The sequence below is a fragment of the Mycobacterium interjectum genome (assembly GCF_900078675.2).
In the GTDB taxonomy this organism is placed as follows: Bacteria; Actinomycetota; Actinomycetes; order Mycobacteriales; family Mycobacteriaceae; genus Mycobacterium; species Mycobacterium interjectum.
In genome coordinates, this window is record NZ_LT546237.1 from 3890867 (window position 1) to 3916812 (window position 25946).

The window sequence follows — 25946 nt, forward strand, 5'->3', positions numbered from 1 at the left end:
AGAACCGGACGGCCCGTGCTGCCGAGCGTGAATTCACGCCGGAACACGCCGAAAATGCTACGCACACTTCACGCTCGGCAATTGGCGGCGACGATCCGCTGAGTGGCTGATCCTATTTGTCACACGCCAGTAAGTGCCCGTTGCGCATTATTTGACACGAGCCAGTCTTATCCGGAAAGCCCGCTTTCGTTGCTGTCGAATTCCTATTGGGCACAAGCCAGCTCGTATTCAACACACGTCAGCCCGCTATTAGACATGGTGCAGCCGGGTCGGCCGACTAGAGACGTAACAATGACGTAATTATGAAAACCGATATTTTCAAAACCATTGGACGGGTTCCCCCGCCGGTGGCGAAACGGCGCCGTAATAATCGATCGAGTCAGCCGGCGGAGCGGCCGCGGCGCTTTTCGAAGAAGTCCGACCAGGAGATGACCTCCGGGTGCTGCTTGAGCAGAGCCCTCCGCTGGCGCTCGGTCATGCCGCCCCAGACTCCGAACTCGACCTTGTTGTCCAACGCGTCCGCCCCGCACTCCTGCATTACCGGGCAATGCCGGCAGATCACCGCCGCCTTACGCTGGGCGGCGCCCCGGACAAACAGTTCATCGGGGTCAGTGGTCCGACACAACGCTCTTGAGACCCAGGCGATCCGGTCTTCGGCATCGACACTGCGCAGAACCCCCTGTGCAGCCGCATTGTTTGTTCTACGCGCGGCCGGCCGTGAACCTGACACGAGCTGTTCCCTTCCTTCCGACCGCTCGTCGCGGCCGCCCTCCTCAGGTGCAGACCCTGCTTGCGATCTACGCCACACCATGCAGTTCGGTGTTATCTGAATCTCACCGTGTGTCTAAGTTAGGTGGTCAGGTGGCAATTGCGCAACAGTCTGATAACGGTTTTTTTGGGACGCGCGTGCAGTCTTGTCGGAAAGGATAAGCGCGCCAAACCGACCGCGCACTTCGTGCCGGTGGATGAGCTGTGACGGCGGCGCAAATTTTCTGCCAAACCCGAGCGTAAGTTCGCTGGTCACCGTGCGGGATAGGCCTTGGTCACCTCGTGGCGTGGCCGGCTGATCAGGGGCCGCTACCCTGGAACGCATGTCAGACCGCCCCCCGGCCGCGCTCACGATTGTCAAGCTCGCGGGGTGCTGCTTGTTGGCCAGCGTCGTCGCCACCGCGCTGATGTTTCCGCTCGTCGGCGGCGTCGGGCTGATGTCCAACCGGGCCTCCGAGGTGGTCGCCAACGGCTCGGCGCAGCTGCTACAGGGCGAGGTGCCGGCGGTATCGACGATGGTCGACAAGAAGGGCAACGTCATCGCCTGGCTGTATTCGCAGCGCCGGTTCGAGGTGCCCACCGACAAGATCGCCAACACCATGAAGCTGGCGATCGTCTCGATCGAGGACAAGCGGTTCGCCGACCACAACGGGGTGGACTGGAAGGGCACCCTGACCGGGCTTGCGGGCTACGCGTCCGGCGACGTCGACACCCGCGGAGGCTCGACCATCGAGCAGCAGTACGTGAAGAACTACCAACTGCTGGTGACCGCTCAGACCGACGCCGAGAAGCGCGCGGCCGTCGAGACCACGCCGGCGCGCAAGCTGCGCGAAATCCGGATGGCGCTGACGCTGGACAAGACGTTCACCAAGCCCGAGATCTTGACCCGGTACCTCAATCTGGTCTCGTTCGGAAACGGCTCGTTCGGCGTGCAGGACGCGGCGCAGACCTACTTCGGCATCAACGCGTCGGACCTGAACTGGCAGCAGGCGGCGCTGCTGGCGGGCATGGTGCAGTCCACCAGCGCGCTGAACCCGTACACCAACCCCGACGGCGCGCTGGCCAGGCGGAACCTGGTCTTGGACACGATGATCGAGAACCTGCCGCAGGAGGCCGACGCCCTGCGCGCCGCCAAGGCCACGCCGCTGGGCGTACTGCCGCAACCCAATGAGCTGCCCCGCGGCTGCATCGCGGCCGGCGACCGCGCCTTTTTCTGCGACTACGTCCAGGAGTACCTCTCGCGCGCGGGGATTAGTAAGGAACAGGTGGCTCGGGGCGGCTACCTGATCCGCACCACGCTGGACCCGGACGTGCAGATCCCGGTCAAGGCGGCCATCGACAAGTTCGCCAGCCCCAACCTGCAGGGCATCTCAAGCGTGATGAGCGTGATCGAGCCCGGCAAGACCTCCCACCACGTCATGGCCATGGCGAGTAACCGCAAGTACGGGCTGGACACCGAGGCCGGCGAAACGATGCGACCGCAGCCCTTCTCCCTCGTCGGAGACGGCGCGGGGTCGGTCTTCAAGATCTTCACGACCGCCGCCGCGCTGGACATGGGCATGGGCATCAACGCCACCCTCGAGGTTCCGGGCAGGTTCCAGGCCAAGGGCATGGGCAGCGGCGGGGCCAAGGGCTGCCCCAAGGACACCTGGTGCGTGGTCAATGCGGGCAACTACCGGGGCTCGATGAACGTCACCGATGCCCTGGCCACCTCGCCCAACACCGCGTTCGCCAAGCTGATCCAGCAGGTCGGCGTCACCCGCACGGTCGACATGGCGATCAAGCTCGGGCTGCGCTCCTACGCAGACCCCGGCACGGCCCGCGACTACAACCGGGACAGCAACGAGAGCTTGGCGGATTTCGTCAAGCGGCAGAACATCGGCTCGTTCACCCTCGGCCCGATCGAGGTGAACGCGCTGGAGTTGTCCAATGTCGCCGCGACGTTGGCGTCCGGCGGGGTGTGGTGCCCGCCGAACCCGATCGACAAGCTGATCGACCGCAACGGCAACGAGGTCTCGGTGACCACCGAGACCTGCGATCAGGTGGTGCCCGAGGGTCTGGCCAACACCATGGCCAACGCGATGAGCAAGGACGCGGTGGGCAGCGGCACGGCGGCCGGTTCGGCCGGGGCGGCGGGCTGGGACCTGCCGGTGTCGGGTAAGACGGGGACCACCGAGGCCCACAGGTCGTCCGGCTTCGTGGGTTTCACGAGCCACTACGCGGCGGCGAACTACATCTATGACGACTCTCCCAACCCGACCGACCTGTGCTCCTCCCCGCTGCGCCACTGCAGCGAGGGTGACCTGTACGGCGGTAACGAGCCGGCGCGTACCTGGTTCACGGCGATGAAGCCGATCGCCACCAACTTCGGGCCGGTGGCGTTGCCGCCGACCGACCCGCGCTACGTCGACGGCTCCCCCGGTTCCCGGGTGCCGGCCGTCACCGGCCTGGAGGTCGACATGGCCCGCCAGCGCCTCAAGGACGCCGGCTTCCAGGTCGCCGACCAAACGAACTCGGTCAACAGCAGCGCGAAGGCGGGCGAGGTGGTCGGAACGACGCCGAGCGGCCAAACGATTCCGGGCTCGATCGTCANGCCCGACGCGGCGTCGATCGCCGCGGCCCGCCACGTCAGCGCCGTGCTCGGCCGCCGGGTGGGGCCGTCGACGGGCACCAACCTGTGGGGCTGTTTCGGGCTGATCGCCGAGATGGTCGCGCAGGGCCGCAGCGGGTCGGTGGTCACCCTGCTCGCCGACAGCGGCGACCGCTACGTCGACACCTATTTCAGCGACGAGTGGGTCGCCGCGCAGGGGCTCGACCCGACCGGCCCGGCCGGCGCGCTGGTCGAATTCGAGCGCACCTGCGCGTGGAGCTAGCCCGGCGGCCTGCGGTTTGGTGAGTCGGCGGGCCGGTGCGATAGGCTGTCGTGGCTTCAAGCGGGGTGTGGCGCAGCTTGGTAGCGCGCTTCGTTCGGGACGAAGAGGCCGTGGGTTCGAATCCCGCCACCCCGACCAGCAAGCGGCTGTAACCGGTTGTGCAACCGACGTCGCGGCACCACTCGAGCTCGAATGGTCACCTCATCGTGTTCTCGATGTGACGGCGGTAACTCACCCTTGACGTCACTCGAGTGCCGGAGGCGCACTCCGGACGGATGGCGAATGGGGTGCCGGCGCTGGGAGATCGTCTTGGCTCGGTTGTGCGGGCACCGATGGAACGGTGGCCGCGCTTGGTCTTCTTCGGGGGCGCGTGCGTGCTGGTCGCCGGAGGCGTATGCGTGGCGAGCGCCGCCCCACCCGCCCCGCCCGCAGTCCTGCTCGTCGGCAGCTATCAAGGGATTCCCGGACGATACTCGAGCATCCAGGCGGCGGTCGACGCCGCCCACCCCGGGGACTGGGTGCTGATCGGGCCGGGCGACTACCACGAGACCGGCAATCGCGTTCCGTCGGGGGCCGTCGGCGACGACGCGGCCGGGGCCGCCGTGCTTGTGACCACGCCCGGCATCCACATCCGCGGCATGGACCGCAATGGGGTCGCGCTCGACGGCACCAGGCCCGGGGCGTCCTCGTGCAGTTCCGCGGCGGCAGACCAGGACCCCGGGCCGCTCGATGCCAACGGCGTCCCGGCGGGACGAAACGGGCTGATCGTGTTCAAGGTGTCCGGCGTCAGCGTCGAGAACCTCACCGCCTGCAACTTCCTCGCGGGGGACCTCACCCCCGGGGACGAGATCTGGTTTGACGGCGGCGGCTCCAGCGGCGCCCAGCAGATCGGCAGCTGGCGCGGCGCGTTCCTGTCGGCCACTTCGACCTACAACGGCGGCCCGAACCAATCCGCCCAGTACGGGATCTACGCCTCCAACACCTACGGACCGGGGCTGTTTACGCAGGTGTACGCCAACAATATGGCCGACGCGGCGTTTTACATCGGTGCCTGCCCGGACTGCAACACGATCCTCGACCACGCCCACGGCCAGAATTCGGCCCAGGGCTACTCGGGGACCAACTCCGGCGGCCGCCTGATCATCCAGAACTCCGAGTTCGACAACAATCACACGGGGTTCTCCACCAACAGCCAGAACAACGACGACCAACCGTCGCCGCAGTCCGGTCGCTGCCCCGGTCGCGGGCGGGGCCCGACCGGGACCCATTCGTGCTGGCTGTTCACGCGCAACTCGGTGCACGACAACAACAATGCGAACGTGCCCACCAGCCCCGGCATCGTCGGCTTCAGTCCGGTGGGCACCGGCGTCCTGATCTCCGGGGGTCGGTTCGACACCGTCGACGCCAACGACATCCGCGACAACGGCGCGTGGGGCGTGCTGCTGGTCCCGGAGGTCGACACGGTGACCCCGCCGCCGATCGCCCACTGCAAAGGTGGCTTCGGCCTCAAGGCGTTGTCGTTCTGCTACTTCGACGACAAGGGAAACGAGATCGAAAACAACACGCTGAGCAACAACGGCTTCTTCGGTAACCCGGCTAACGTCGACCTCGCGGAGGTCTCAAACCTCGCGTATCCCGGTAATTGCTGGCACGGGAACATCGATGCCTCGCGAACGGCCCTCGGCGCCAAGCGCTTTCAGCTCGGCCGCCCGCGGGTCACGAGCGACCCGCTCCTCATCCAGTTCTTCCCACACGACATCTGCGGAATCCCGGACGAGGGGGCGGGCATCGCCGGGATCATCAGCGTCCTCAGCCTGCAGGTCGCTTGCGACTCGGAGTTCCTCGGCCCCTGCCCGGCGACGGTCGTCACGAACTATCCGCGCCAGACGGCGGTCCAGATGATGACGCTGCCCGCGCAGCCGAGCATGCCCGATCCGTGCCTGGGCGTGCCGGGGAATCCGTGGTGTCCGACCAACCCGGCCAGCCCAGCCCCGTATCCCGTGCCGGGGCCGATCGTTCAGTAAGACGCGTCATTCGAGGACCTCGACGAAACTCGCTGCTAGGCTTCCAGTTCCGGTCGGACCCGCCCGCGCTCGGCCCGCGCCCAGATGTGCAGTTGCTCGCGCCCGACGAGGCGGCAACGGTGGGTGGCCGCCAACTGGCGGGCCGCCTTGGTGAACGCCTGATTGGTCACCACGACCGCCCGGTTGCAGCCGTGCTGCCGCGCTCCGGAGACGACCTGTTGGACGGCGGCCACACCGACCGCCTTCGCCTGCCGCTTGCACTGGACCGCCATGCGGGTGCCGTCCTTCTGGGCGACCAGGTCCACGCCGTAGTCACCGGTGCTGGCGGTGTGGGTGACGCCCCACCCCACGGTCCGAAGCTGCGCGGCGACAAACTCTTCGAACTCGACCCCCGACATGTCATCGACGGACGCGAGGTCCGACATCGCGTACCGCCGGTCGCGCCGTCGCTGCCGCCCGGCCCGGTAGCGGTCGCGCTGCACACCGAGCCACAGCAGGGCGACCACGGTCAAGACGAGGCCACCCAGTCCGGCGGAGAATCCCGCGACCACGCTGCCGGTCGCGTGCTGAGTGAAAAACCAAGGAAGGGCGAACCCCGGTAGCAGGAAGGACCCGACGATCTTCTCCATGACTCCTCAACGTGACCGGCACGGACTCGCCGATGAACCTAGCGGATGGGTCCGACAATTCGGCGTAGGCGCAGGCGCGGGACGACCAGCCGGCTATCGCGCGCCCGCCTGGATCGGGCGAAGCCGCACCCGGGTGCCGTAGCGAGGCGCCAGCATGATGGAGCGCCGCACGATCCTCTCGGGCTCGTCGTCGACGGTGCTGAACTCGCCCTCGCGCAGCAGCGTGTGCAGCACGGTGATCAACTCCCGCAGCGAGAACGCCGCACCCAGACAGCGTTTCACCCCGCCCCCGAACGGCACCCACGCATAGGTTTCGGGCCGGCTGCCCAGGAACCTCTCCGGCCGGAACTCGTTCGGGTGCTCGTAGGTGGCCGGGTTGCGGTTGATCGCGATGATGTGAACGACGATGCGCGTGCCGGCATCGACGAGGTAGCCGCCGATCGGAAACGGTTGCGCCGCAACGCGAGCCGTGAACGGCGCGGGTGGCCGTACCCGCAGCGTCTCGTGGATCACCGCGGTGGTGAATGCCTCCTCCCCGCTCAGCGCTTCGGCTTGCACGCGTCGTAGCGCCTCGGGGTGGTGCAACAGCAGGTCGAAGACCCACGCCAGCGTGGTGGCGGTGGTTTCGTGCCCCGCCAGCATCAGGGTGATCAGGTCGTCGCGAATCTCGCTGTCGGACAGTCGTTCTCCGTCTTCGCCGCGGGCGCACATCAACAACGCGAGGATGTCCGGCCGCTCGCCGAGGTGCGGGTCGTTTCGCCGCCGCGCGATGAGCGGCATGACGACGTCGTCGATCTCGCGGTTGGCTCGCGCGCGCCGCGGCCACACCCGCAACGCACCGAGATGTCGCAGCGCATAGCGGAGCGTCAATTGCTCTGAGACACCGAGGTTCAGCAGGCCCTCGAAGGGCCGGCCCAGCCGCCGAACCGCGTCGGGCTCGTCGACCCCGAAGATGACCCTGACGATCACGTCCAGGGTCAGCGCCCGCGCCGCCTTCAGCATCTCGAACGGGCGGTCAACGGGCCAGCTGTGCATCGCCGCCCGGGCGCAGTTCTGCATGATCGGCACGTAACTGCTCAGCGCGGCACCGTGCAGCGGGGGCGTCAGCAGTTTGCGGCGCCGCAGATGCTCCGGCTCCTCCTGCACGAACATCGATCCCGACCCGTAGATGGCCGCCGCGGGACCCACGCCCTCGCCGCCGAGCAGCACGTCCGCCGGCGCGGTGAACACCTGCTTGACCAGCTCCGGCTCGGACACGATCGCGACGTTGCCCAGGCTGAGAATGGGCATTGTCATGATCGGCCCGTATCGACGGATGAGCCGCAGCATCCGGCGCTCGCCGCCGACGAGGTACGCGACCGCGTACGCCGCGGCGAAAGCCGAGCGAAGCGCGCGTGGAGCGGGCAGGCCCGGCGGCGGGCTCAAGGCATCCGGCTTACCATCCGGACGAATCGCGGAGGCTGCCACGTTGACGACAGAAACACGGCGCCTCGCGTTGGTCAAGGCGCGTGCTCGTTCCCCCGCGCACCCGCCCCGGCGTCAGGCGCAGTCGGCGCAGACGGGAAGCCCCGAGCCCGACGTGCACATCCGGCTGCGGTGTTGTACTAGAAAGCAGCTCGAGCAGGTGAACTCGTCGGCGCGCTGGGGAATCACCGTCACCGAGAGTTCTTCACTCGACAGGTCCGCGCCCGGCAGCTCGAAGAACAGCACGTCGTTGGGATCCTCGTCGACGACCGCGGTGGACGAGGCGGGCAGGGTGGTGGCCAGCTCGCGGAGCGCGGACGGGTCCTGGGTCTCGACATCGGCTACACGGCGGGCGTCGTAATCGCTTGCGGTCGCCATGGGGCGTTCCTTCCTGCTGAATGACGGGTTCCCGCACTTGCCTGTACTCACCCGTGGCTGAGTCGATACCCCGATCGGGCGTTCGCCACACCCATTCGGGCCCAAAAATTTTGCGGGCATGACAATAGACGCCTTTGGGCGTCGATGAGTTCAGCTGAGCAGGCGGATCGGCCCGCTGACGACCGGAGCTGAACCGGCGGCCCAAGCGGATTCGTCGGCACGGCGGCGGTTATGCGACACCCAGGCCAACCCGAACCACGGCGACGCGACGGCCAATATCAGCCCCGCGATGGCCAACCCGGCGTGCCCGGTCAGCAGCGCCAGCACGCCGGCCAGTACGCCCAGCGCCCAGAGCCCCGCGGCAACCCGGCCGGGAAGGCCGAAATCGATTCCGGCGTGCGGCCTGTCGGACGTGTCGAGCATGCTGACGTTTTACCCGGTCAGGCCGGAATCCAAACCTCTCGGTCCCTCAGCTGGCCGGTGGCGGCGCGGCTTGTCGGAATGCATGCCGTGCCAACGCAGCTCGGCGGCGTACCGGGTGGTCAACCGAGACATGTTGTCCGCCAACGTCGTTCGCACGGCACGCCGCGCGGGGATGGGATGTCTTGAATGCGTACCCGCGAAGCGGCGGCCCGAACGACGTGTCGCCCCGCCTCGGCGCGGGTATGCCGCGCACATGACAACCGCGAAGCCGGCGGGAACCCTTCAGGGCACCCCCGCCGTCCTGTTCGACGTCGACGGAACCCTGGTCGATTCCAACTATCTGCACGTCTATGCGTGGCAGCGCGCGTTCGACGACGAAAAAATGCCGGTCGCCGCATGGAAGATTCACCGTTGCATCGGCATGGACGGCTCCGAGTTGGTCCGCACCCTGTCCGATGACGCGCCGGACGACGTGCAGGAGCGGCTCAGCGACGGCCACAGCCGCTACTACCGCGACGTCCTACCCCTGTTGGCCCCGCTGCCCGGCGCCCGAGAGTTGCTGCGGCACGTCGCCGGGCTGGGACTGCAAGTGGTGCTCGCCAGCTCGGCCCCCGACGACGAACTCGAGGCGCTGCTCAAGGCGCTCGACTGCGACGACGTCATCGCCGAAACGACGTCGTCGCGGGATGTCGACACGGCCAAACCCGAACCCGGCATCGTGCAGGTCGCCCTGGACCGGGCCGGCGTGGACGCCGACCACGCGGTATTTGTCGGCGACGCCGTGTGGGACGCGCACGCCGCGGCGGCCGCGGGAGTGCCGTGCATCGGGGTGTTGAGCGGCGGCATCTCGGGCGCCGAATTGGAGGCGGCCGGCGCGTCCCCGATTTTTGCGGAGCCGCAGGACCTGCTCGAGCATTTGGGGTCCACCCGCATCGCCGAACTACATACCGCGGGTGCGAAGCAGTAGCGGCAATACCCACCAAAAGGACGTAAATAACACCACTGCAAAGGCTCCCGCTATTAACCCCGCCCGATTTCCGGCCACCGAGGCAAAAACGATCACGGTCACACCCGTCAGCGCCGTGCCCAGCAGCGCCAGCCCGGCGTAGGCGCACCGGTGCGCGGCCGACACCAGGACTTGGAGGCGGTGCCGCCGGAACAGCAGCCGGTGAATGCCCACCGGGGCGACCAGCAGCACCGTTGCCCCCACCGAACACGCGACCGTCCCCAGGTAGACGAACCGCATCTGTTCGTTGAGGACGTCGAAGCGCTGCTGGAACGGCAGCGTCAACAGGAAGCCGGTGAGCAGCTGCACCCCGGTCTGCACCACGCGCAGCTCCTGCAGCAGGCTGTTCCAATTGCGGTCCAGCCGTTCAATTTCGGTCTCGCCGCGCGTATTGCGGTCCCACTGCTGGTCGCCCTCGGGGTGATCGACGTCCATGGTGGTGATCCTCGTACCAGCGGCCGCGACGCAATACGCAGGCTCGCGACGGCCTCATCGTCAGCGGTTGAGGTTGCCGTCCCGGACCGCGGTCAACGCGTCGTCCAACGTCGGGTACAGCGGGAAGGTCTTGTCCAAACCGGTCAGGTGTATCGGTCTCCTGGTCGCCGGCCCCCGCGCGACCACACCGAACTCGGTGGATTTACCGAGCTTTTCGTAGGTTGCGGCAAGGATCTTCAAGCCGACCGAGCCGAGAAACTCGACCGCGGAAAGGTCGATGACCAGTGCCGTCGGGCCGTCCGCGATCACCGCGCCGATGGCCTGTTCGAGCGCCGGGGCGGTGACCAGATCGATTTCCCCGCTGACGCTGACCACCGACACACCATCGTGGTCGGTAACCAGCGTGGTAATCGAATCAGGAGCTGACAATGGCGATCCTTTGTCCCGGGCCGTAAATGTGGTGCAAGCGTAACCTGCCGCGCGAACTGCGAGAAGAATATGCCCTCGACACCTGCGGCGCGATAACCCAGACTAGTCTCCCCATAGGGACTGCGGAGCGCGACGCGGCAACGGGAGGCCAGATGTCAGATTCCTCGGATTTCGGAAGCACCGCCACCGCCGCGCAGACGGTCAGCGAGGGCCTGCTGCCCCAGCTGGTCCAGCACCTGCGCCAGAACCGCACCGTCTTGCGGGAGGAGTGGGCCCGCCGAATCACCGAGGCGCAATTGCTCACCGCGATGACACCCGAGGAGCTCTTCTCCGAGGCCACCGCCGTCTACGACAACTACGTCGAGGTGCTCGAGACCGGTAGCGTCGAGGCGCTGCAGGCCTACGCGCGCGACCTGTCGGAACGCATCATCCCCCGCGGCGTGGAGACCGACGAGGTGCTGGGGATCGTCTTGCTGCTGCGCGACGTGCTCGCGCGCTCGCTGTTCGAGAAGTACCAGACCGATTTCGAGATGCTCAATCGCGTGCTCGACGCATACGAGCCGGCGGCCAACCGCATCGCCAACACCGTGGGCGTCAGCTTCGTGCAGGAACGCGAGCGCATCATCCGGCAGCAGCAGGAAGCGATCCGCGAGCTGTCGACTCCAGTGCTGCAGGTGCGCGAGCAGCTGCTGATTTTGCCGATCATCGGCGTGCTGGACAGTCAGCGCGCCCGCCAGGTCACCGAACAGCTGCTGAGGGCCATCCGCGCCAACCGTGCGAAAGTCGTCGTCATCGACATCACCGGGGTGCCCACCATCGACTCCACGGTGGCCAACCACCTGGTGCAGACGGTCGACGCATCGGGCCTGATGGGTGCGAGCGTGATCATCACCGGCCTGTCCTCGGAAATCGCCCTGACCCTGGTGACGATCGGGCTGGACCTGTCCAAGATGAACGCCGTCGGCGACCTGCAGGGCGGTATCGAAGAAGCCGAACGCCTGCTCGGCTACGAGGTCACCCGCACCGGCGAGACCACCGGGTAGACACCATTAGCGCGAGCACCCCATGCCAGTCCCCATCCTGAAACAGGGCGCGATCCTGATCGCAACGGTGCAGTCCGCCCTGACCGACTCCGAGACCGAACGGCTGCGGCTCGACCTCATGGAGCGGGTCAGCAGGTTTCGTGCGCAGGGCATCATCGTCGACGTCACCGCCATCGATGTGATGGACTCGTTCGCCGCCCGATCGCTGCGGACCATCGCGCACATGACCCGGTTGCGGGGCGCGGACACCGTCATCGTTGGCCTGCAGCCAGAGGTCGCCTTCGCGATGGTCCAACTCGGGCTGGCGTTCGATGACATGAACACCGCGCTGGACCTGGAAGAGGGCCTCGCCCTGCTGAATCGGCAACTGGGACTGGGGAAATCGACGATCGGGCGCGATGGTGGCGGCTGACGTTGTCGTCGACATCAACAATTCCGACGACATCGTCGCCGCCCGCAGAGCCGGACATCAGCTCGCCCTCGATCTCGGATTCTCCCTGACCGACGTCACCATGGTCGCCACGGCGATCTCCGAAGTCGCCCGCAACATCACCAGCTACGCGGGTCGGGGCACCGTCCACCTCTGGGTGGCTGACCGAGACGGCCGCAAGGCGCTGGTGGTGCGCGCCGAGGACGACGGGCCCGGCATCGCCGACATCGAGCGCGCGCTGGAGGACGGCTATTCGACCGGTCGCGGGTTGGGGCTGGGCTTGCCCGGAGCGCGACGGCTGATGGACCGGTTGGTCGTCGACTCGACGCTGGGCCACGGGACCGTCGTCGAGATGTGGAAGTGGGTTCCCGCCCGTGCATGAGAACGGGCGCTTCGGGCCGATCGAGTGGGCACGGGCCGGTCGCCCGATGCCCAGCGAGTCCACGTCCGGCGACCGGGGCATTGCGGTGGACCTCGACGGGAAGGCCGCACTGTTCGGCGTGGTGGACGGGCTCGGTCACGGCCCGGAAGCCGCAACCGCCGCGCTGCGCGCGGTCGACGCGGTCGAGCGTGCGAGTTCCGAGCGGCTCGAGATCCTGATCGAACTCTGCCATCGCATGTTGGCCGGCACCCGGGGAGTAGCAATGACCTTGGCGCGGCTGGACTTTGCGACGAACAAGCTGACGTGGACGGGCGTCGGCAACGTCACCGCCGATCTGGTGGCCAAGGCCCCGACCGGCATCGAAGTCCGGTCCAGCGCGCGCCTCGCCGCGGGGATCGTCGGCTATCGGATACCGGAAATCAGGCCCGCCCAGGCGCTTTCGATCCGTCCGGGCGACCTGCTGGTGATCAGCACCGACGGCATCGCCGAAGATTACTTGGAGCACATCGACTTTGCGGCTCACGCCGTCGTTATCGCCGAAGAACTCCTCGGTAAGCACGCCAAGGAAACCGACGATGCCATGGTGCTGACCGCGCGTCACCGGGGGACCAAGACATGAGCACCAACCAGAACTTTCACGCCGAATACGCGGCCGCCTTGCGCGCCTACCTCGACGCGCGGGACGAGGACAGCCTGACCGTGGGCCACGAGCTCGGACGCCGCGCCCTACAAGAGCAAATCAGCATGCTCGAAATCATCGAGCATCATGTCCAACTGGTCTTCGATCTGGTCGACGACGCACGAATCGCCGCACCCGTCGCTTTGGAATTCCTGTTGCAGACGTTGGCGCCGCTCGACGTGGCGACTCGGGGATTCCTCGACGGCACCAAGCTCTACGCGCGGGAGCGGGCCCGCGCCGAGGGCCTGGCCGATCGCGACAAATTCCGCACCGCGCTGGTGAATTCGCTGCAGGAGGGCTTCTTTGTCGCCGACCACGAGGGTTCGGTGATCGAGATGAACAACGCCTTCATCGAGATCCTGGGCTATCCCACGGCGGGCCTGCCCTACCGGTGGCCCCACCCCTGGCTGGTCGACAAGAAGACCGCCCGTGAACAACAATCCCTGGTCCGCAGCAACGGCAGCGCCGAATACGAAACCCCGATCCGGCATCGGGATGGCCATCTGGCTTGGGTGATGGTCAGCATCAACGCGGTCAAGGAGGGCGGCAGCGATCGAGACGTCTACGTGGGGACGATCCGAGACGTCACCGCGGAGCGGGCATTCGCCGCGCGGGAGAGCGCGGTCCTGCGACTGGCCACGGCCGTTGCGGTGGCCAAGAGCGTCGCCGAGCTGCTGTCGATCACCCTCGACGAGTGCCGCGAGGCGATCGACGTCCAACGCGTGATCGCCGTGTCGTGGCCCAGCGGCGGCGGCGAACCCGATGTCCAGGTGGCCGGCGGGCCGCCCGAAACATCCTGGCGCGGAATGGATCCCTGGTTACGTAGCACTTTCCAGGACGCGCGAAACCAGCTGCCGCTGACCGCCAAGACCGTCGACCGGCCCGACAATCCCGGCAAGGCACAGGGATTGGTCGCGGTGCTGTCCAACGCCGGTGACCTGGCGTTGTGGTTGGAGCTTCGTTCCCCCCGCTGGGTCAGCGCGGAGGATCGGCTCCTGGTCACGGTGCTGATCGGCCACCTCAGCCTGGCCATGCAACACGTGCGTCAGTTCGAGAACGCCCGCGAAACGTCGCTGACCCTGCAGCGCGCGATGCTGCCCACGGTGCAGACGCCTCCCGGCTTCGCGGTGTGCTACGAACCCGCGGTGCCGCCATTGGAGATCGGGGGCGACTGGTATGACGTGCTGCCCATCGGCGACAACCGCATCGGCATCGTCGTCGGTGACTGCGTCGGCCGTGGCCTGCCGGCGGCCGCGACCATGGGGCAGCTGCGCAGCTCGGCGCGCGCGCTGTTGATCAACGGCGCCCAACCGGCGCTGCTGCTCGAGCAGCTCGACTTGGCCGCCTCGCTCATCCCGAATGCGTACTGCACCACGGTCTTTCTGGCGATCCTGGACACCGAGACCGGAGTCCTGGAATACAGCAATGCCGGCCACATGCCCGCCATGGTCGCGGGGCCGCCGCCGGCGAACACGACGGTGCTGACCGATGCCGCGTCGGTGCCGCTCGCGGTCCGCCGGGACCAACCGCGGCCCCAGGCCTCCCGGGTGCTACCTCCGGGCTCGACGTTGATGCTCTACACGGACGGCCTGGTCGAGCGCAAGCACGAGTCGATTGACATCGGAATCGCCCGCGCCGCAGACGTTTTGCTCGAGACGGCCGAGCTTCCCCTGGAACAGGCCCCGGAGGCGGTAGTCGGCGCGCTGGCCCCGGCGTCGGGGTATGACGACGATGTCGCGATGGTGATCTACCGGCACCTGCCCACACAGCTCCGCATCGAAAGCGAGGCATTTGCCGGGCAATTGTTCAACGTCCGGCATCGGTTAACCGCCTGGCTGCGCACCGCCAACGTCCCCGAGGCGGTGGCAGCCGACATCGTGCTGGTCGTCAACGAAGCGTGCACCAACTGCGTCGAGCATGCTTATCGCGGACACCGCACCGGGACGATGCTGCTCGAAGCCGAAGTCGCCGCCGGCCGGGTCCGAACCAGGATCACCGACGCGGGTTCCTGGAAGACACCGGCCGACGACCCGGGTAACAGCGGACGCGGGCTGGTGTTGATGCGCGCGCTCAGCGACGCGATGCACCTGCAGAGCACCCCGACGGGCACCACCGTCGACATCACCTTCCGCGTTCCCGAGGGGCAGTAGTGACGGACCACCGTTTGCCCGGCCCCGTTGACGGGTAGTCATCGGCGTGACCCGCACCTCAATCCCGGTGGAACCCGCCCTGCCGGCGGCACACGGACCGCTGTCGACCGCCGTCCGGCATGCGCTGGTCGGGCCGCCGTCACATGATCACCTCACGCGCATCGGCGCGTCCGTTCGGGACTCCGATCCCTATGGCCTGGATCTCCAGCTGGCGCTGTGCATGTGCTATGAGCTGCACTACCGGGGTTTCGCAGGCGTGGACCCCGCCTGGGAGTGGAACCCCGGGCTGCTGCAGTTGCGCGCCGAACTCGAACGCGTCTTTCTGGCCGGCGTGCGACGCGACGTCGGACCCATCGAGCCCGGGCGCACGGCGGCGGCCGAGATGGAGGCGATCTCCAACGAGCCCACCGACGGCACCGGGCCGTCGTATTACCTGCGCGACGCGGGGAGCTGGGAGCAGATGCGCGAATACTTCGCGCACCGGTCGCTGTATCACCTCAAAGAGGGCGATCCGCACGCCTTCGCGATTCCGCGGCTGATGGGGACCGCCAAGGCGGCCTTTGTGGCCGTCGAGTTCGACGAGTACGGCGCCGGTCGGGGGCCGCGCCTGCACCAGCAACTCTTTGCCGATCTGCTGGTGGCCGCCGAGCTGGATGCGACGTACCTCGGTTACCTCGACGCCGTCCCCGCCGAGTCGTTGGCGGTGGTCAATCTGATGTCACTGTTCGGGCTACACCGCGCGTTACGGGGCGCCACGGTCGGGCACTTCGCCTCGACGGAGATCACCTCGCCGCCGGGATCCCAACGGATGGTTCAGGCCCTGCAGCGGATGGGGGCGCCCTCAGCCTGCATCGAGTTCTACAGCGAGCACGTCGAAGCCGACGCGGTGCACGAACAGGTGGTGCGCATCGACGTCGTCGGCGATCTCGTCGCGCGGGAACCGCACCTGGACTCCGATGTCGTGTTCGGGATACGGGCGCACGCCGCGGTCGAAAACCGATTGGCGGACAAGCTCATGGAGTCGTGGCAGCGGGGTCAGACGTCGTTGCGGCGGCCCCTGGATTGGCGGTAGCCGCCCGGCCCGTCCGTCTCCCGGCGCGACGGCAGCGCCGATGGCTGGTGTCGCACAACGGGTATGCGTCGCTGCGCCGACAGGTGCAGATCGCCACCATGAACCGGTCGGACTCGACGACCTCACCGTCGGGCATCTCGATGCTTACCGGCCCGGACACCAACACCGGTCCGCCCGGCACCACCTGTACTCGCGTGGTCGTCATGGCTTGTCCGCCCTAATCACGACGAGTTCCTCCTCGCGGCGGCCGCGTGGGATCAAGCCGGTGTCCTCCAACCACGTCGCCCGCGCCGACATCACCGGGCCGAACGGGATCCACTTGGAGGCAATGACTTCGCCCTTCATGCCGGCCCATTTTAGGCGATCCAGCGATTGCTGAACCCCGGCGATCGCAGAGTGCACCAGCAGCAGCGACCCGCCGTCGCACAACAGCTTTGGCGCCGCGTCGCACAACGGATCCAGGATCAGACGCCCATCGACGCCGGCGTTCCAGGCCAACGACGGGCCGGCGCCGGTGCAAATCGATGCAGGGTCGTCGCCGGGAGGGGTTGGGACGTAAGGCGGATTGGCCGTCACCACGTCGAAGGGGGCGCGGTCGACGGCGTCCATCCACGACCCCTCACGGGCATCCACCTCGACGCCCGCCAATGCGGCATTGGTCCGGCAACAACGTACCGCGTGCGGGCAGATGTCGAGGGCGGTAACGCTGGAGCAACCCATTTCGGCCGCGGCGATCGCGACGAATCCGCTTCCCGTGCACAGGTCGAGCACGCGTCGTTGCGGGATCAACGCGGAATGGTGCATCGCGTCGACCAGCAACCGCGAATCTTCTTGCGGCTGATACACGTTATGCGCAACCGAAACGGCCGGTTCTGGATACGTGGTCGTCAATGTGGGCCTTTCGGTAAGCCTGCAGAGGATCGCCGCGGCAATCACGGCCTTGGCCTGTGTAATGCCCGCAAACCCGGGTGTTAAAACGGTGTGAATGATCTGGCGCCGACTATCCCGTGGCGGCGGGAGCGAATTGCTTGACGATCGCCCGGCAAAACGCCGGCAGGTCCGACGGTGAGCGGCTGGTGATCAAATTGCCGTCGACGGCGACCTCTTCGTCGACCACGTGCGCGCCCGCGTTGCGCAGGTCGGTGCGGATGCTGGGGTATGACGTCAGCGTCCGTCCCACGGCCACACCTGCCTCCACCAGCGTCCACGGACCGTGGCAGATCGCGGCCACGGGCTTGCCGGAGACCACGAAGTCACGCACGAACGAGACCGCCGCCTCGTCGAGGCGCAGCTTGTCCGGATTCACGGTGCCGCCGGGGAGTATCAGGCCGTCGAATTCGCCCACCGACGCGTCCGAGACCGCACGGTCGACCGGGAAAGTCCCGGCCGGCTCGAGATCATGATTACGGGCTTGGATTTCGCCGTCCTTCAGCGACAGCAATTCGACCTGGGCGCCGGCTTCTTGAAGGGCAGCACGCGGTTGCTCGAGCTCTACTTTCTCCACACCATCGGCCGCCAGGATGGCAATCTTCTTCCCTTGCAATTCATTTGACATCGCGGTACCTCCTTCACGGATGCAGGACGACCTTTGTGCCGCCATCCTGCTTGTGTTTAAAGATTTCGTAGCCGTGCGGCGCCTGGTCGAGGCCCAAGTGCCAGGTGATGATGACGGTCGGATCGATCTCGCCGCGGCGGATCCGCTCCAGCAAGGGCCGCATGTAGCGCTGCACATGGCATTGGCCGGTCTTGATGGTCAGCGACCGATTCATGATCGCCCAACGGCGTCCAGACCAGCGTGTCGGTACCGGCCAACAGCGCCGCACCGTGGCCGCATTCGCGCGCACCCAGCGCGCGGATGACCCGGCGGGCCAGCCGCGTGTCGTCGACGCCCGCAACCGCAGCAACCTTCCGGGGCGCCATCAGCTCGGCCAAGCCCGGCCCGAAGCTGGCGCCGGCGAGCGCCCGCACTAGTGGCGCGGTGGTGTTGCCGGATTGATCATTCATCGTCGACTCCCCTGCCATGCCGAACACAGGATGGCGCAAAGCTGCTGCTGGATAGCGCGTTTGCCGACCGTCCGCTCGCCCGGCGCTAAGCCTGGTAGGTCAAACTGCCGGTGGTAAGCCCGATGCCCACGACTGCACTCGGATACCCCTGCGGGAACGGCCCAAACTTGTCATCAACCGGACGCGTCGCGCAGCGCGTCGAGCAAAGGCTGGGCTGCTTCGGAGAGGAAAAGGTCCTGCGCCTCCCCGCCGATCTGGACAAGCGCGATGTCGGTGAAGCCCGCCTCCCAGTAGGGCCGCACGGCCTCGACGATCGCGTCCAGGTCGGGGCCGCAGGGGATGGAACCGGCGACGTCCTCGGGTCGCACGAATTGGGTCGCACCCGCGAAACCGGCAGGTGTGGGCAAGTCCGCGTTGACCCTCCAGCCGCCGCCGAACCACCGGAACTGGTCGTGCGCGCGCTGGATGGCGGCGTCGCGGTCGGGGTCCCAGCACACCGGGATTTGGCCGACCACCCGTCCGCCTCCGGCGGGGTTGGCGGCCTGCCGGGCGGCGTGCCACTCGCGGACGAGTTCCCCGTCGGGCTCCACGGCGATCAGGTGTTCGGCCAGCTTGGCGAACCTGTCGACGCCCTTCGCCCCGGACATCGCCACCCCGATGGCGACCGGAACGTCCGGGAGGTCCCACAGCCGCGCCGAATCCACCTGGAAGTACTCGCCGCGCCAGTTCACCAGCTGGCCGCCGAACAGCTCCCGGATGATCTTGATGGCTTCGCGCAACATGTCCTGCCGACGCTCGACGGTCGGCCAACCCCTGCCCACCACGTGCTCGTTGAGGTTCTCACCGCTGCCCAACCCGAGGGTGAACCGGCCGTCGGACAGGATCTGCACGGTCGCGGCCTGCTGCGCGACGATCGCGGGGTGATACCGCATCGTCGGGCAGGTCACGTAGGTGTACAGGTCCACCCGCTCGGTGGCGTGCGCCACCGCGCCCAGCACCGCCCAGGCGTTGGGCGCGTGCCCCTGAGACGTCAGCCAGGGCGAGAAGTGGTCGCTGCACACCTCGAAGTCGAAGCCTCGCTCCTCTGCCGAGCTAGCTTGGCGCACAAGGTCTTTGGGGCCACTCTGCTCGGTCATCAGAGTGTAGCCAAAATTTGTCATGCGCTATACGTACCCCGGTCCGCGGGGCGCAAACCGCGCGGGCGGCGGCGCAAACCGCGAGGATCAGTCCGCGGTGCTGATGGAGTCCCCGGTAACCCCGGCCGCCCGGCGGGCGGCGAGCCTGCGTTTCTGGGGCTCGATGGTGTAGCGGGGGTCTCGGGCCGATTCCAGGCCGGCCTCGAAGAAACCGAACCTCAGCATTGCCGACGCCGCCAGCAACGTGAACCCGGATACGGCCGCGACACCGCGGTGGTGGCCCCCGAGCAACGCGCCCAGACCACCCGCGGCCGCGAGCCGTTCGCTCCAGGCCAACAGCCGGCCCGGCCTGCCACGGTGCAGCGGTTCCCTGGTCGTCGGGTCCATCCGGTACTCGGTGAACCGGGCGGCGATCAGGTCACCGATCGCGCCGACGACGGCCAGCCTGCGGGCGGGGCCCGCCTCGCAGACCGGGGTGGTGATCATCGCCAGTCCCGCCCCGGCCAGGCTCGCCGAGCTGACGAAGACGAACGGCAGGTCGCGGTGCGCGGCGTTCCAGGTCGGGGTCGCGGTGTCGGTGAGCAGCACCGCGGTGTAGACCGCCAGCGGCGCCGCGAACACGGCGGCTTCCAATCCCGCCGGCCCCTCCGCGGCGCGCAGCACGGGCCGCAAGGGGCCCAACGGGATTCGTCCACCGCTCATCCGGTCGACCTCGGAGGCCGCCGCAACCCCGATGCCGGCGGAAAAGAAGCTCAGAATCCAGGAGCCGATGCTCATCGGCGAGGTCAGTTTGACCGTCCGCAGCATGTTGACGAAACGCTCGGGCCGGCCCAGATCCTTCACCAGCGCGACGGCGCCCACCATCACCGCGACCAGAGCGGACAGCCTCGTGTTGCGGCGCAGCGTGTTTCGCCCCGTGAGCTGGGCACCGGCCGCCAGCAGACCGGACCCACCGGCGACGCCGCCCAGGAACAGATACGCCGCCACCTCGTGTCCCCAGGGCGCGGGCTTGACAACCGGACGACCGTAATACGAGGTGAACTCGGCTTCGGGGACCATCGGCATCTCGCGGGAACCGTCCCCGCCACCCCGACGGCCCGCGCGCCTACCCTTCCGGCGCCCGCCGCGCTCGGGCTGCGGCGGACGGAAGCTGTCGAATTCGGAAGTACTCACCGGCCCCTCCAGAAAGCCCATGCGGCCGCGCCGACCATGCCGGCCGCGGCCACGCCGGCGCGCTTGAACATGGTCATCAGGTCAGCCGTGCAGACCCGCGGATCTGGCGGTAAGCCGTAGACCTCCGGCTCGTCGAGCAGCAAGAAGATCGACCCGGTGCCGCCGACACCGTCGTGCTCGTTGGCGCCGTAGAGCCGGGCCTCGGTGAGCCCCTGCGCGTGCAGCTGGGCGACCCGTTCGCGGGCCTTGGCTACCAGGTCGTCGTGGTCGCCGAACTTGATCGAGGTCGTGGGGCACGTCTGGGCGCACGCCGGTATCTGGTCCTCGACCAGGCGGTCGTAGCACAGGGTGCACTTCTGGGCGACCCCGGTGACGGGCTTTTCGCCCGGGCGGCCGGGCCGCTGCGCGGGCGTGGTGTACGTGCCGTCGTTGCGGCGCTCGACCACCCCGAACGGGCACCCGGCCACGCAGGTGCCGCAGCCGTTGCAGACGTCGTCCTGCACGACGACGGTGCCGAACTCGGTGCGGAACAACGCCCCCGTCGGGCAGACGTCGAGACAGCCGGCGTGCGTGCAGTGCTTGCACACGTCCGACGACATCAACCAGCGGAACTCCGGGGTGTCCGGCGGCGTGCTGTCGGGTTGGCGCGCGTCCCGGGAAATCGAGGGCATCCCCAAATCGGTCAGGGCACGCCCGGATTCGCGCGCCTCCTCGATGCGGTCGCGGCCCTGCTCGATGAACGCCACGTGCCGCCACGTGCTCGCGCCCAGCGAGCCGGTGTTGTCGTAAGACGAGCCCAGCAGTTCGAGGTCGCCGTCCTGCGGGTTGCGGTTCCATTCCTTGCACGCCACCTCGCAGGCCTTGCAGCCGATACAGATCGAGGTGTCGGTGAAAAATCCCTTGCGCGCCTTGGGATCTGGCCAGCCGGCGTCACTCGTCGGGTCGGTCGGCCCGCTCAGCTGACCCATCGGCTCCCCCTTCCCATACGCCGTCGCTGATTCGTGCGTTGCCGGTTTCGGTGGTGGCGCCGGATCGGGACTGGTACTCGGCGATCAGGCGTAGCAATTCCTCGCCCTGCGGCCGGCGCCCCGGGCGGATGTCGCAGGACCCGGCCTTGGACTCCTGGATCTGCACGTTGGGATCCAGCGTCACGCCGAGCAGGTCGTTGGCCGCGTCGCCGCTGACCACCGCGTCACTCCCGACGCCCCAGTGGTACGGCAATCCGATCTGATGCACCGTATGGCCGTTGATGACCAGCGGCGCAACGCGTTTAGTGACCAGAACCCGGGCTTCGATCGCCGCGCGGGGCGAAACGATGGTGGCCCACCCGTACGGCTCGAGACCGCGTTCGGCGGCCAGCTCCGGGGAGACCTCACAGAACATCTCCGGTTGCAGCTCCGACAGGTAGGGCAGCCACCGGCTCATCCCGCCGGCGGTGTGATGCTCGGTGAGCCGGTAGGTGGTGAACACGTACGGATAGACATCGGCCCCGGGCTCGCCGGCGCTGGGGGCGCTCAGATTGTCCTTGCGCGGGAAGATGATTCGCGCCGGGTTGCGCTGTTGGGGGTACAGCGGGTTGGCGACTGGCGACTCCTGCGGTTCGTAGTGCGTGGGCAACGGCCCGTCGACAACGCCCTTCGGCGCGAACAGCCAACCCTTGCCGTCGGCCTGCATGATGAATGGGTCGTCGCCGGCCAGGGCGTCGGGACCGCCGAGGTCGGGATCGGGCCGGCTGTCCGGTGCCCGGTCGGCCACGAAGTCGGGCACGTCGAACCCGACCCACCGTTTCCGGTCCGGATCCCACCAGACGTACCTTTTGCGCTCGCTCCAGGGCTTGCCGTCGGGGTCGGCGGAGGCGCGGTTGTACAGGATGCGGCGGTCGGCCGGCCACGCCCAGCCCCACTCCTGCTGGCTCGGCGACGCACCGCCGTGCGGGACGCGGCGGGCGGCCTGGTTGGCGCCGTTCGCATACACGCCGGTGTAGATCCAGCAACCCGCGGCGGTCGACCCATCGGCGCGCAACTCGGTGTAGGAGGACAACGGATTGCCCCGTGCCACATGATATCCGTTGATCTCGGCCAGCACCGCTTCCCCGTCGGGGTCGCCGTGGTCGTCGGTGGGGTAGTCCCACGTGAGGTCCAGCAGGGGCCGGTCGCGGTCGTCGGTCGAGCCCGCCAGCCGCTGCCTGATCCGCTTGCCGAGCTCGTAGACGAAGGCCAATTCGCTTTGGCAGTCGCCGGGCGGCTCGACGGCCTTGTGCCGCCACTGCAGCAGCCGCTGCGTCTGGGTGAACGATCCCGCCTTCTCCACGTGCGTGGCCGCCGGCAGGAAGAACACCTCGGTGTCGATGTCCTCGGTTTTCAATTCGCCCGACGCGATCTCCGGCCCGTCCTTCCACCAGGTGGCCGACTCGATGAGGTTGAGGTCGCGGACCACCAGCCACTTGAGGTGGGACATGCCGAGGCGCTGCATCCGGCCGTGCGCCGACCCGACCGCGGGGTTCTGGCCGAGCAGGAAGTAGCCCTCCACCTCGTCGGCCAGCATCCCGGTGACGGTCTGGTAGGTGCCGTGCGGGCCGGTCAGCCGCGGCAGGTAGTCGTAGGCCCAGTCGTTGCCCTTGCCGGCCGCGTCGCCCCACCACGCCTTGAGCAGGCTGATCGCGTAGCTATCGGCGTTGGCCCAGAAGCCCTTCTGGCGCTTCGATCCCACCGCGTCGAGGTAGGCCTGCAAGGTGTCGTGCATGCCCGCCTTCGGCATCGGCAGGTACCCGGGCAGCAGATTGAACAAAGTGGGAATGTCGGTGGAGCCCTGGATGCTGGCGTGGCCGCGCAGCGCCATGATGCCGCTGCCCGGCCGGCCCACGTTGCCCAACAGGAGCTGCAAAATCGTTGCGGTGCGGATGAATTGGGCTCCGAGGGTGTGCTGCGTCCACCCGACCGCGTACGCGAAGCAGGTGGTCCGCTCGCGCCCGGAGTTCTCGACGATGGAGCGGGCCAGGTAATCGAAATCCGCGCGGCTGATGCCGCAGACGTCGGTGACCATCTCCGGCGTGTAGCGGGCGTAGTGGCGCTTGAGGATCTGGAACACCGTCCGCGGGTGCTGCAGGGTTTCGTCGCGCTTCACCCGGGCGTGCGCGAGGGGAGGTCCGCCGCTGCCATGCTCGTCACCCGCCGCGCTTTGCGAGGCGGTGGCGCCGTGCGTGTGGCCGCCGGCCGGAGACTCGATCTGGCCGTTTTCCTGCTCCTCGTACGCCCAGGTCGACGTGTCGTACTGCCCGGTTTCGGGGTCGAAGCCGGAGAACAAACCGTTCAGATCTTCGGTGTCCCTGAACTTCTCGTTGATCAGGGTGGCGGCGTTCGTGTAGGCGACGACGTACTCGGAGAACCACAGGTCGTTGCTGAGTACGTGGTTGATCAGCGCGCCGAGCAGGACGACGTCGGAGCCGGCCCTGATCGGGATATGTCGGTCCGACACGGCCGAGGTCCGGGTGAACCGCGGATCGACGTGTATCACCCGCGCGCCGCGGGCCCGGGCCTCCTCGACCCACTGGAAACCCACCGGATGGCACTCGGCCATGTTGGAGCCTTGGATGACGATGCAATCGGCGTTGGCCATGTCCTGCAGTGTTTGGGTGGCGCCACCGCGCCCGAAGGAGGCTCCCAGACCGGGAACCGTGGCGGAGTGTCAAATACGAGCTTGATTCTCGATCTGGATGGCGCCCGCGGCGGTGAAGAGCTTCTTGATGAGGTAGTTCTCCTCGTTGTCCAGCGTCGCACCGCCCAGCGCGGCGATGCCCATGGTGCGGCGCAGCAGGTTGCCCTTCTTGTCGATGTCCTGCCAGGTGTGGCGGCGGGACTCGACGAAGCGGTCGGCGATCATGTCGATCGCGCTGTCCAGCTCGAGCGGCTGCCACTCCGTCGCCCGCGGCGCGCGGTAGAGCACCCGCATTTGCCGGCCCGGCGAGTTCACCAGCTGTTCGCTGGCAGCACCCTTGGGGCACAAGCGGCCTCGCGAGATCGGCGAGTCCGGGTCGCCCTCGATCTGGACCACCCGCTCGTCCTTGACGTACACCCGCTGTCCACAACCGACCGCGCAGTAGGGACAGATGCTCTGCACCACCCGGTCGGCCGTCGTCGTGCGCGGCGTGACGGCGCGGGTCTGCTTCGAGGTGACGGCCGAGCCGCGGCCGAGCTTGTCCCCCGAACGCAACTGACGCAGGACGGGCCATTCCAAAAACAACTTCCGCATGGGCATGACCTTTACCCTAGTGCGCGCCGCCGAAACCGCGCCCGCTCAGCGCACCACGATCGTGTGCTCACCGCGGGGCACCAGCTCCCCGATGACGGGGGCGCCCGGGATCTCGCCGGCGATCAGCAGCCCGCCGGAGGTCTGCGCGTCGGCGAGCAGCAGCGCCTCGGCCTCGCCGACCCCCGACAGATCGACGTGCGGGGCCACCCAGTCGAGGTTGCGCCGCGTGCCGCCGCTGACGTAGCCGGCCGCCAGCGCCTCCCGCGCGCCGTCCAGGTACGGTACCGCCGCCGCGTCGAGGACCGCCGTCACGCCGCTGGCCCGGGCCAGCTTGTGCAGGTGCCCGAGCAGCCCGAAACCCGTGACGTCCGTGGCGCATTCGACACCGGCGGCCAGCGCCGCGGCAGCCGCGTCGGCGTTGTGCGTGGTCATCGCCTCGATCGCCTGCTCGAACCGCTCGCCCGTGGCCTTGTGCCTGCTGTTGAGCACACCGATCCCCAGCGGCTTGGTCAACGACAGCGGGGTGCCGGGTCTGCCGGCGTCGTTGCGCAACAACCGGTCCGGATCCGCGATCCCGGTGACGGCCAGCCCGTATTTGGGCTCCGGGTCGTCGACGCTGTGCCCGCCGGCGAGGTGGCAGCCGGCCAGGCCGCACACGTCCAGCCCACCGCGCAGCGTCTCGGCCGCCAGCTCGAAGGGCAGCACCTCGCGCGGCCAGCCCAGCAGGTTCAGCGCCACCACCGGACGCCCGCCCATCGCGTAGACGTCGGACAGCGCGTTGGCGGCCGCGATGCGTCCCCAGTCGTAGGCGTCGTCGACCACCGGGGTGAAAAAGTCCGTCGTGGCGATCAGCGCCGTGCCGTTCGCCAGGCGCACCGCGGCCGCGTCGTCGCCGTGGTCCAGCCCGACCAGCAGTTCGCCGAGCGGGTCCCGCGGCGCGCTCGCCCCCAACCCGCGGACGACGTCCTCCAACTCACCCGGCGGGATCTTGCACGCGCAGCCGCCGCCATGGGCGTACTGAGTCAGTCGGTAGCTCACGGATACATAATTGTCGCCATGGTCCGAGGAGGCGTGTCCGGTCTGGTGACCGGCGCGGTCTTCAAAACCGTCGAACGGCAGACGCTGCCGCTGGCGGGTTCGATTCCCGTCCGCCTCCGCCATATCCCGTCGAGCCCGACATGAGCGACCCGCGCCGGCGGG

At 67.9% G+C, this 25946-nt stretch carries 24 protein-coding genes, 2 tRNA genes and 1 pseudogene; 11 read left to right on the plus strand and 16 right to left on the minus strand.

Annotated features, from left to right (window positions below):
• Positions 1-379: 379 nt before the first annotated feature.
• Positions 380-730: a WhiB family transcriptional regulator gene (locus tag BN4348_RS53180; protein WP_066916639.1), complete on the minus strand. Its 351-nt coding sequence runs from the start codon at positions 728-730 to the stop codon at positions 380-382.
• A 361-nt stretch (positions 731-1091) separates the two neighbouring features.
• On the opposite strand from BN4348_RS53180, the pseudogene ponA2 reads away from it, so the two are divergent.
• From ponA2 to BN4348_RS53195, 3 genes and pseudogenes are all read left to right on the plus strand, one after another.
• Positions 1092-3359, plus strand: a pseudogene (gene ponA2 / locus BN4348_RS53185) (transglycosylase/D,D-transpeptidase PonA2); the annotation flags it as partial.
• 343 nt (positions 3360-3702) lie between these two features.
• Positions 3703-3779, plus strand: a tRNA-Pro gene (locus BN4348_RS53190).
• A gap of 212 nt (positions 3780-3991) precedes the next feature.
• The gene (locus BN4348_RS53195; protein ID WP_142308757.1) at positions 3992-5665 is read left to right on the plus strand and encodes a hypothetical protein; all 1674 of its coding nucleotides are present in this window, start codon (positions 3992-3994) and stop codon (positions 5663-5665) included.
• A 35-nt stretch (positions 5666-5700) separates the two neighbouring features.
• Here the strand turns inward: BN4348_RS53195 and BN4348_RS53200 are convergent, their stop codons facing one another.
• From BN4348_RS53200 to BN4348_RS53215, 4 genes are all read right to left on the minus strand, one after another.
• Positions 5701-6294 carry a restriction endonuclease gene (locus BN4348_RS53200; protein ID WP_066916643.1) on the minus strand — a complete coding sequence of 198 codons (594 nt, stop codon included), beginning with the start codon at positions 6292-6294 and terminating at the stop codon, positions 5701-5703.
• A gap of 93 nt (positions 6295-6387) precedes the next feature.
• On the minus strand, positions 6388-7797 hold the full coding sequence (locus BN4348_RS53205) for a cytochrome P450 (protein ID WP_096866210.1): 1410 nt from the start codon (positions 7795-7797) through the stop codon (positions 6388-6390).
• 36 nt (positions 7798-7833) lie between these two features.
• The gene (locus BN4348_RS53210; protein WP_066916645.1) at positions 7834-8136 is read right to left on the minus strand and encodes a DUF4193 domain-containing protein; all 303 of its coding nucleotides are present in this window, start codon (positions 8134-8136) and stop codon (positions 7834-7836) included.
• A gap of 150 nt (positions 8137-8286) precedes the next feature.
• Entirely contained in the window at positions 8287-8559 is a 273-nt protein-coding gene (locus BN4348_RS53215; protein WP_066916647.1) for a hypothetical protein, read from the minus strand.
• Between the two features lie 253 nt (positions 8560-8812).
• Between BN4348_RS53215 and BN4348_RS53220 the strand changes: the two genes are divergently transcribed.
• Positions 8813-9526: an HAD family hydrolase gene (locus tag BN4348_RS53220; RefSeq protein ID WP_066916649.1), complete on the plus strand. Its 714-nt coding sequence runs from the start codon at positions 8813-8815 to the stop codon at positions 9524-9526.
• On the opposite strand, the gene BN4348_RS53225 is transcribed toward BN4348_RS53220, so the two are convergent.
• Both BN4348_RS53225 and BN4348_RS53230 read right to left on the minus strand, forming a co-directional pair.
• A complete protein-coding gene (locus tag BN4348_RS53225; RefSeq protein ID WP_066916651.1) occupies positions 9500-10000 on the minus strand; it encodes a DUF6328 family protein in 501 nt (166 codons plus the stop codon). The two genes, BN4348_RS53220 and BN4348_RS53225, sit on opposite strands and share 27 nt — an antisense overlap.
• Before the next feature lie 60 nt (positions 10001-10060).
• Entirely contained in the window at positions 10061-10429 is a 369-nt protein-coding gene (locus BN4348_RS53230; RefSeq protein ID WP_231971434.1) for an STAS domain-containing protein, read from the minus strand.
• A gap of 152 nt (positions 10430-10581) precedes the next feature.
• Here BN4348_RS53230 and BN4348_RS53235 point away from each other — a divergent pair, with 152 nt between their 5' ends.
• Genes BN4348_RS53235 through BN4348_RS53260 form a run of 6 tightly spaced genes read left to right on the plus strand, consistent with a single transcriptional unit; the run spans position 10582 to position 16185 of the window.
• Entirely contained in the window at positions 10582-11472 is an 891-nt protein-coding gene (locus BN4348_RS53235; protein WP_066916653.1) for an STAS domain-containing protein, read from the plus strand.
• A 22-nt stretch (positions 11473-11494) separates the two neighbouring features.
• Positions 11495-11884: an STAS domain-containing protein gene (locus BN4348_RS53240; RefSeq protein ID WP_066916656.1), complete on the plus strand. Its 390-nt coding sequence runs from the start codon at positions 11495-11497 to the stop codon at positions 11882-11884.
• Positions 11874-12284, plus strand: coding sequence for an ATP-binding protein (locus BN4348_RS53245; protein ID WP_066916688.1), 411 nt, complete (start codon positions 11874-11876; stop codon positions 12282-12284). The genes BN4348_RS53240 and BN4348_RS53245 overlap by 11 nt, the downstream gene beginning before the upstream one ends.
• 46 nt (positions 12285-12330) lie before the next feature.
• Positions 12331-12903 carry a SpoIIE family protein phosphatase gene (locus BN4348_RS53250; protein ID WP_084454526.1) on the plus strand — a complete coding sequence of 191 codons (573 nt, stop codon included), beginning with the start codon at positions 12331-12333 and terminating at the stop codon, positions 12901-12903.
• Complete coding sequence (locus BN4348_RS53255) at positions 12900-15113, plus strand: SpoIIE family protein phosphatase (RefSeq protein WP_066916660.1); 2214 nt, start codon at positions 12900-12902, stop codon at positions 15111-15113. The genes BN4348_RS53250 and BN4348_RS53255 overlap by 4 nt, the downstream gene beginning before the upstream one ends.
• A 46-nt stretch (positions 15114-15159) precedes the next feature.
• Complete coding sequence (locus BN4348_RS53260) at positions 15160-16185, plus strand: iron-containing redox enzyme family protein (protein ID WP_066916662.1); 1026 nt, start codon at positions 15160-15162, stop codon at positions 16183-16185.
• On the opposite strand, the gene BN4348_RS53265 is transcribed toward BN4348_RS53260, so the two are convergent.
• The 9 genes from BN4348_RS53265 to selD all read right to left on the minus strand — a co-directional run bounded on the left by BN4348_RS53265 (position 16127) and on the right by selD (position 25784).
• A complete protein-coding gene (locus tag BN4348_RS53265) occupies positions 16127-16390 on the minus strand; it encodes a CDGSH iron-sulfur domain-containing protein (RefSeq protein ID WP_084454521.1) in 264 nt (87 codons plus the stop codon). The two genes, BN4348_RS53260 and BN4348_RS53265, sit on opposite strands and share 59 nt — an antisense overlap.
• Positions 16387-17076, minus strand: a complete 690-nt coding sequence (locus tag BN4348_RS53270; protein ID WP_066916664.1) for a HemK2/MTQ2 family protein methyltransferase — start codon at positions 17074-17076, stop codon at positions 16387-16389. The genes BN4348_RS53265 and BN4348_RS53270 overlap by 4 nt, the downstream gene beginning before the upstream one ends.
• 109 nt (positions 17077-17185) lie before the next feature.
• Complete coding sequence (locus tag BN4348_RS53275; protein ID WP_066916666.1) at positions 17186-17740, minus strand: type 1 glutamine amidotransferase domain-containing protein; 555 nt, start codon at positions 17738-17740, stop codon at positions 17186-17188.
• A 13-nt stretch (positions 17741-17753) separates the two neighbouring features.
• Positions 17754-17954, minus strand: coding sequence for a hypothetical protein (locus tag BN4348_RS53280; RefSeq protein WP_066916668.1), 201 nt, complete (start codon positions 17952-17954; stop codon positions 17754-17756).
• A gap of 408 nt (positions 17955-18362) precedes the next feature.
• Complete coding sequence (locus tag BN4348_RS53285; protein WP_066916672.1) at positions 18363-19349, minus strand: LLM class F420-dependent oxidoreductase; 987 nt, start codon at positions 19347-19349, stop codon at positions 18363-18365.
• A gap of 63 nt (positions 19350-19412) precedes the next feature.
• Positions 19413-20498 (minus strand): NrfD/PsrC family molybdoenzyme membrane anchor subunit, encoded by a 1086-nt coding sequence (gene nrfD / locus BN4348_RS53290; RefSeq protein WP_308204265.1) that lies wholly within the window; start codon positions 20496-20498, stop codon positions 19413-19415.
• Positions 20495-21466, minus strand: coding sequence for a 4Fe-4S dicluster domain-containing protein (locus tag BN4348_RS53295; RefSeq protein WP_066916676.1), 972 nt, complete (start codon positions 21464-21466; stop codon positions 20495-20497). Before BN4348_RS53295 ends, nrfD begins: the two co-directional genes overlap by 4 nt.
• Positions 21429-24752 (minus strand): formate dehydrogenase, encoded by a 3324-nt coding sequence (gene fdh / locus BN4348_RS53300; RefSeq protein WP_211145760.1) that lies wholly within the window; start codon positions 24750-24752, stop codon positions 21429-21431. Before fdh ends, BN4348_RS53295 begins: the two co-directional genes overlap by 38 nt.
• A gap of 39 nt (positions 24753-24791) precedes the next feature.
• The gene (gene selD / locus BN4348_RS53310) at positions 24792-25784 is read right to left on the minus strand and encodes a selenide, water dikinase SelD (protein ID WP_066916690.1); all 993 of its coding nucleotides are present in this window, start codon (positions 25782-25784) and stop codon (positions 24792-24794) included.
• A 27-nt stretch (positions 25785-25811) separates the two neighbouring features.
• Here selD and BN4348_RS53315 point away from each other — a divergent pair.
• Positions 25812-25906 (plus strand) — tRNA-Sec (locus BN4348_RS53315).
• Positions 25907-25946: the final 40 nt, after the last annotated feature.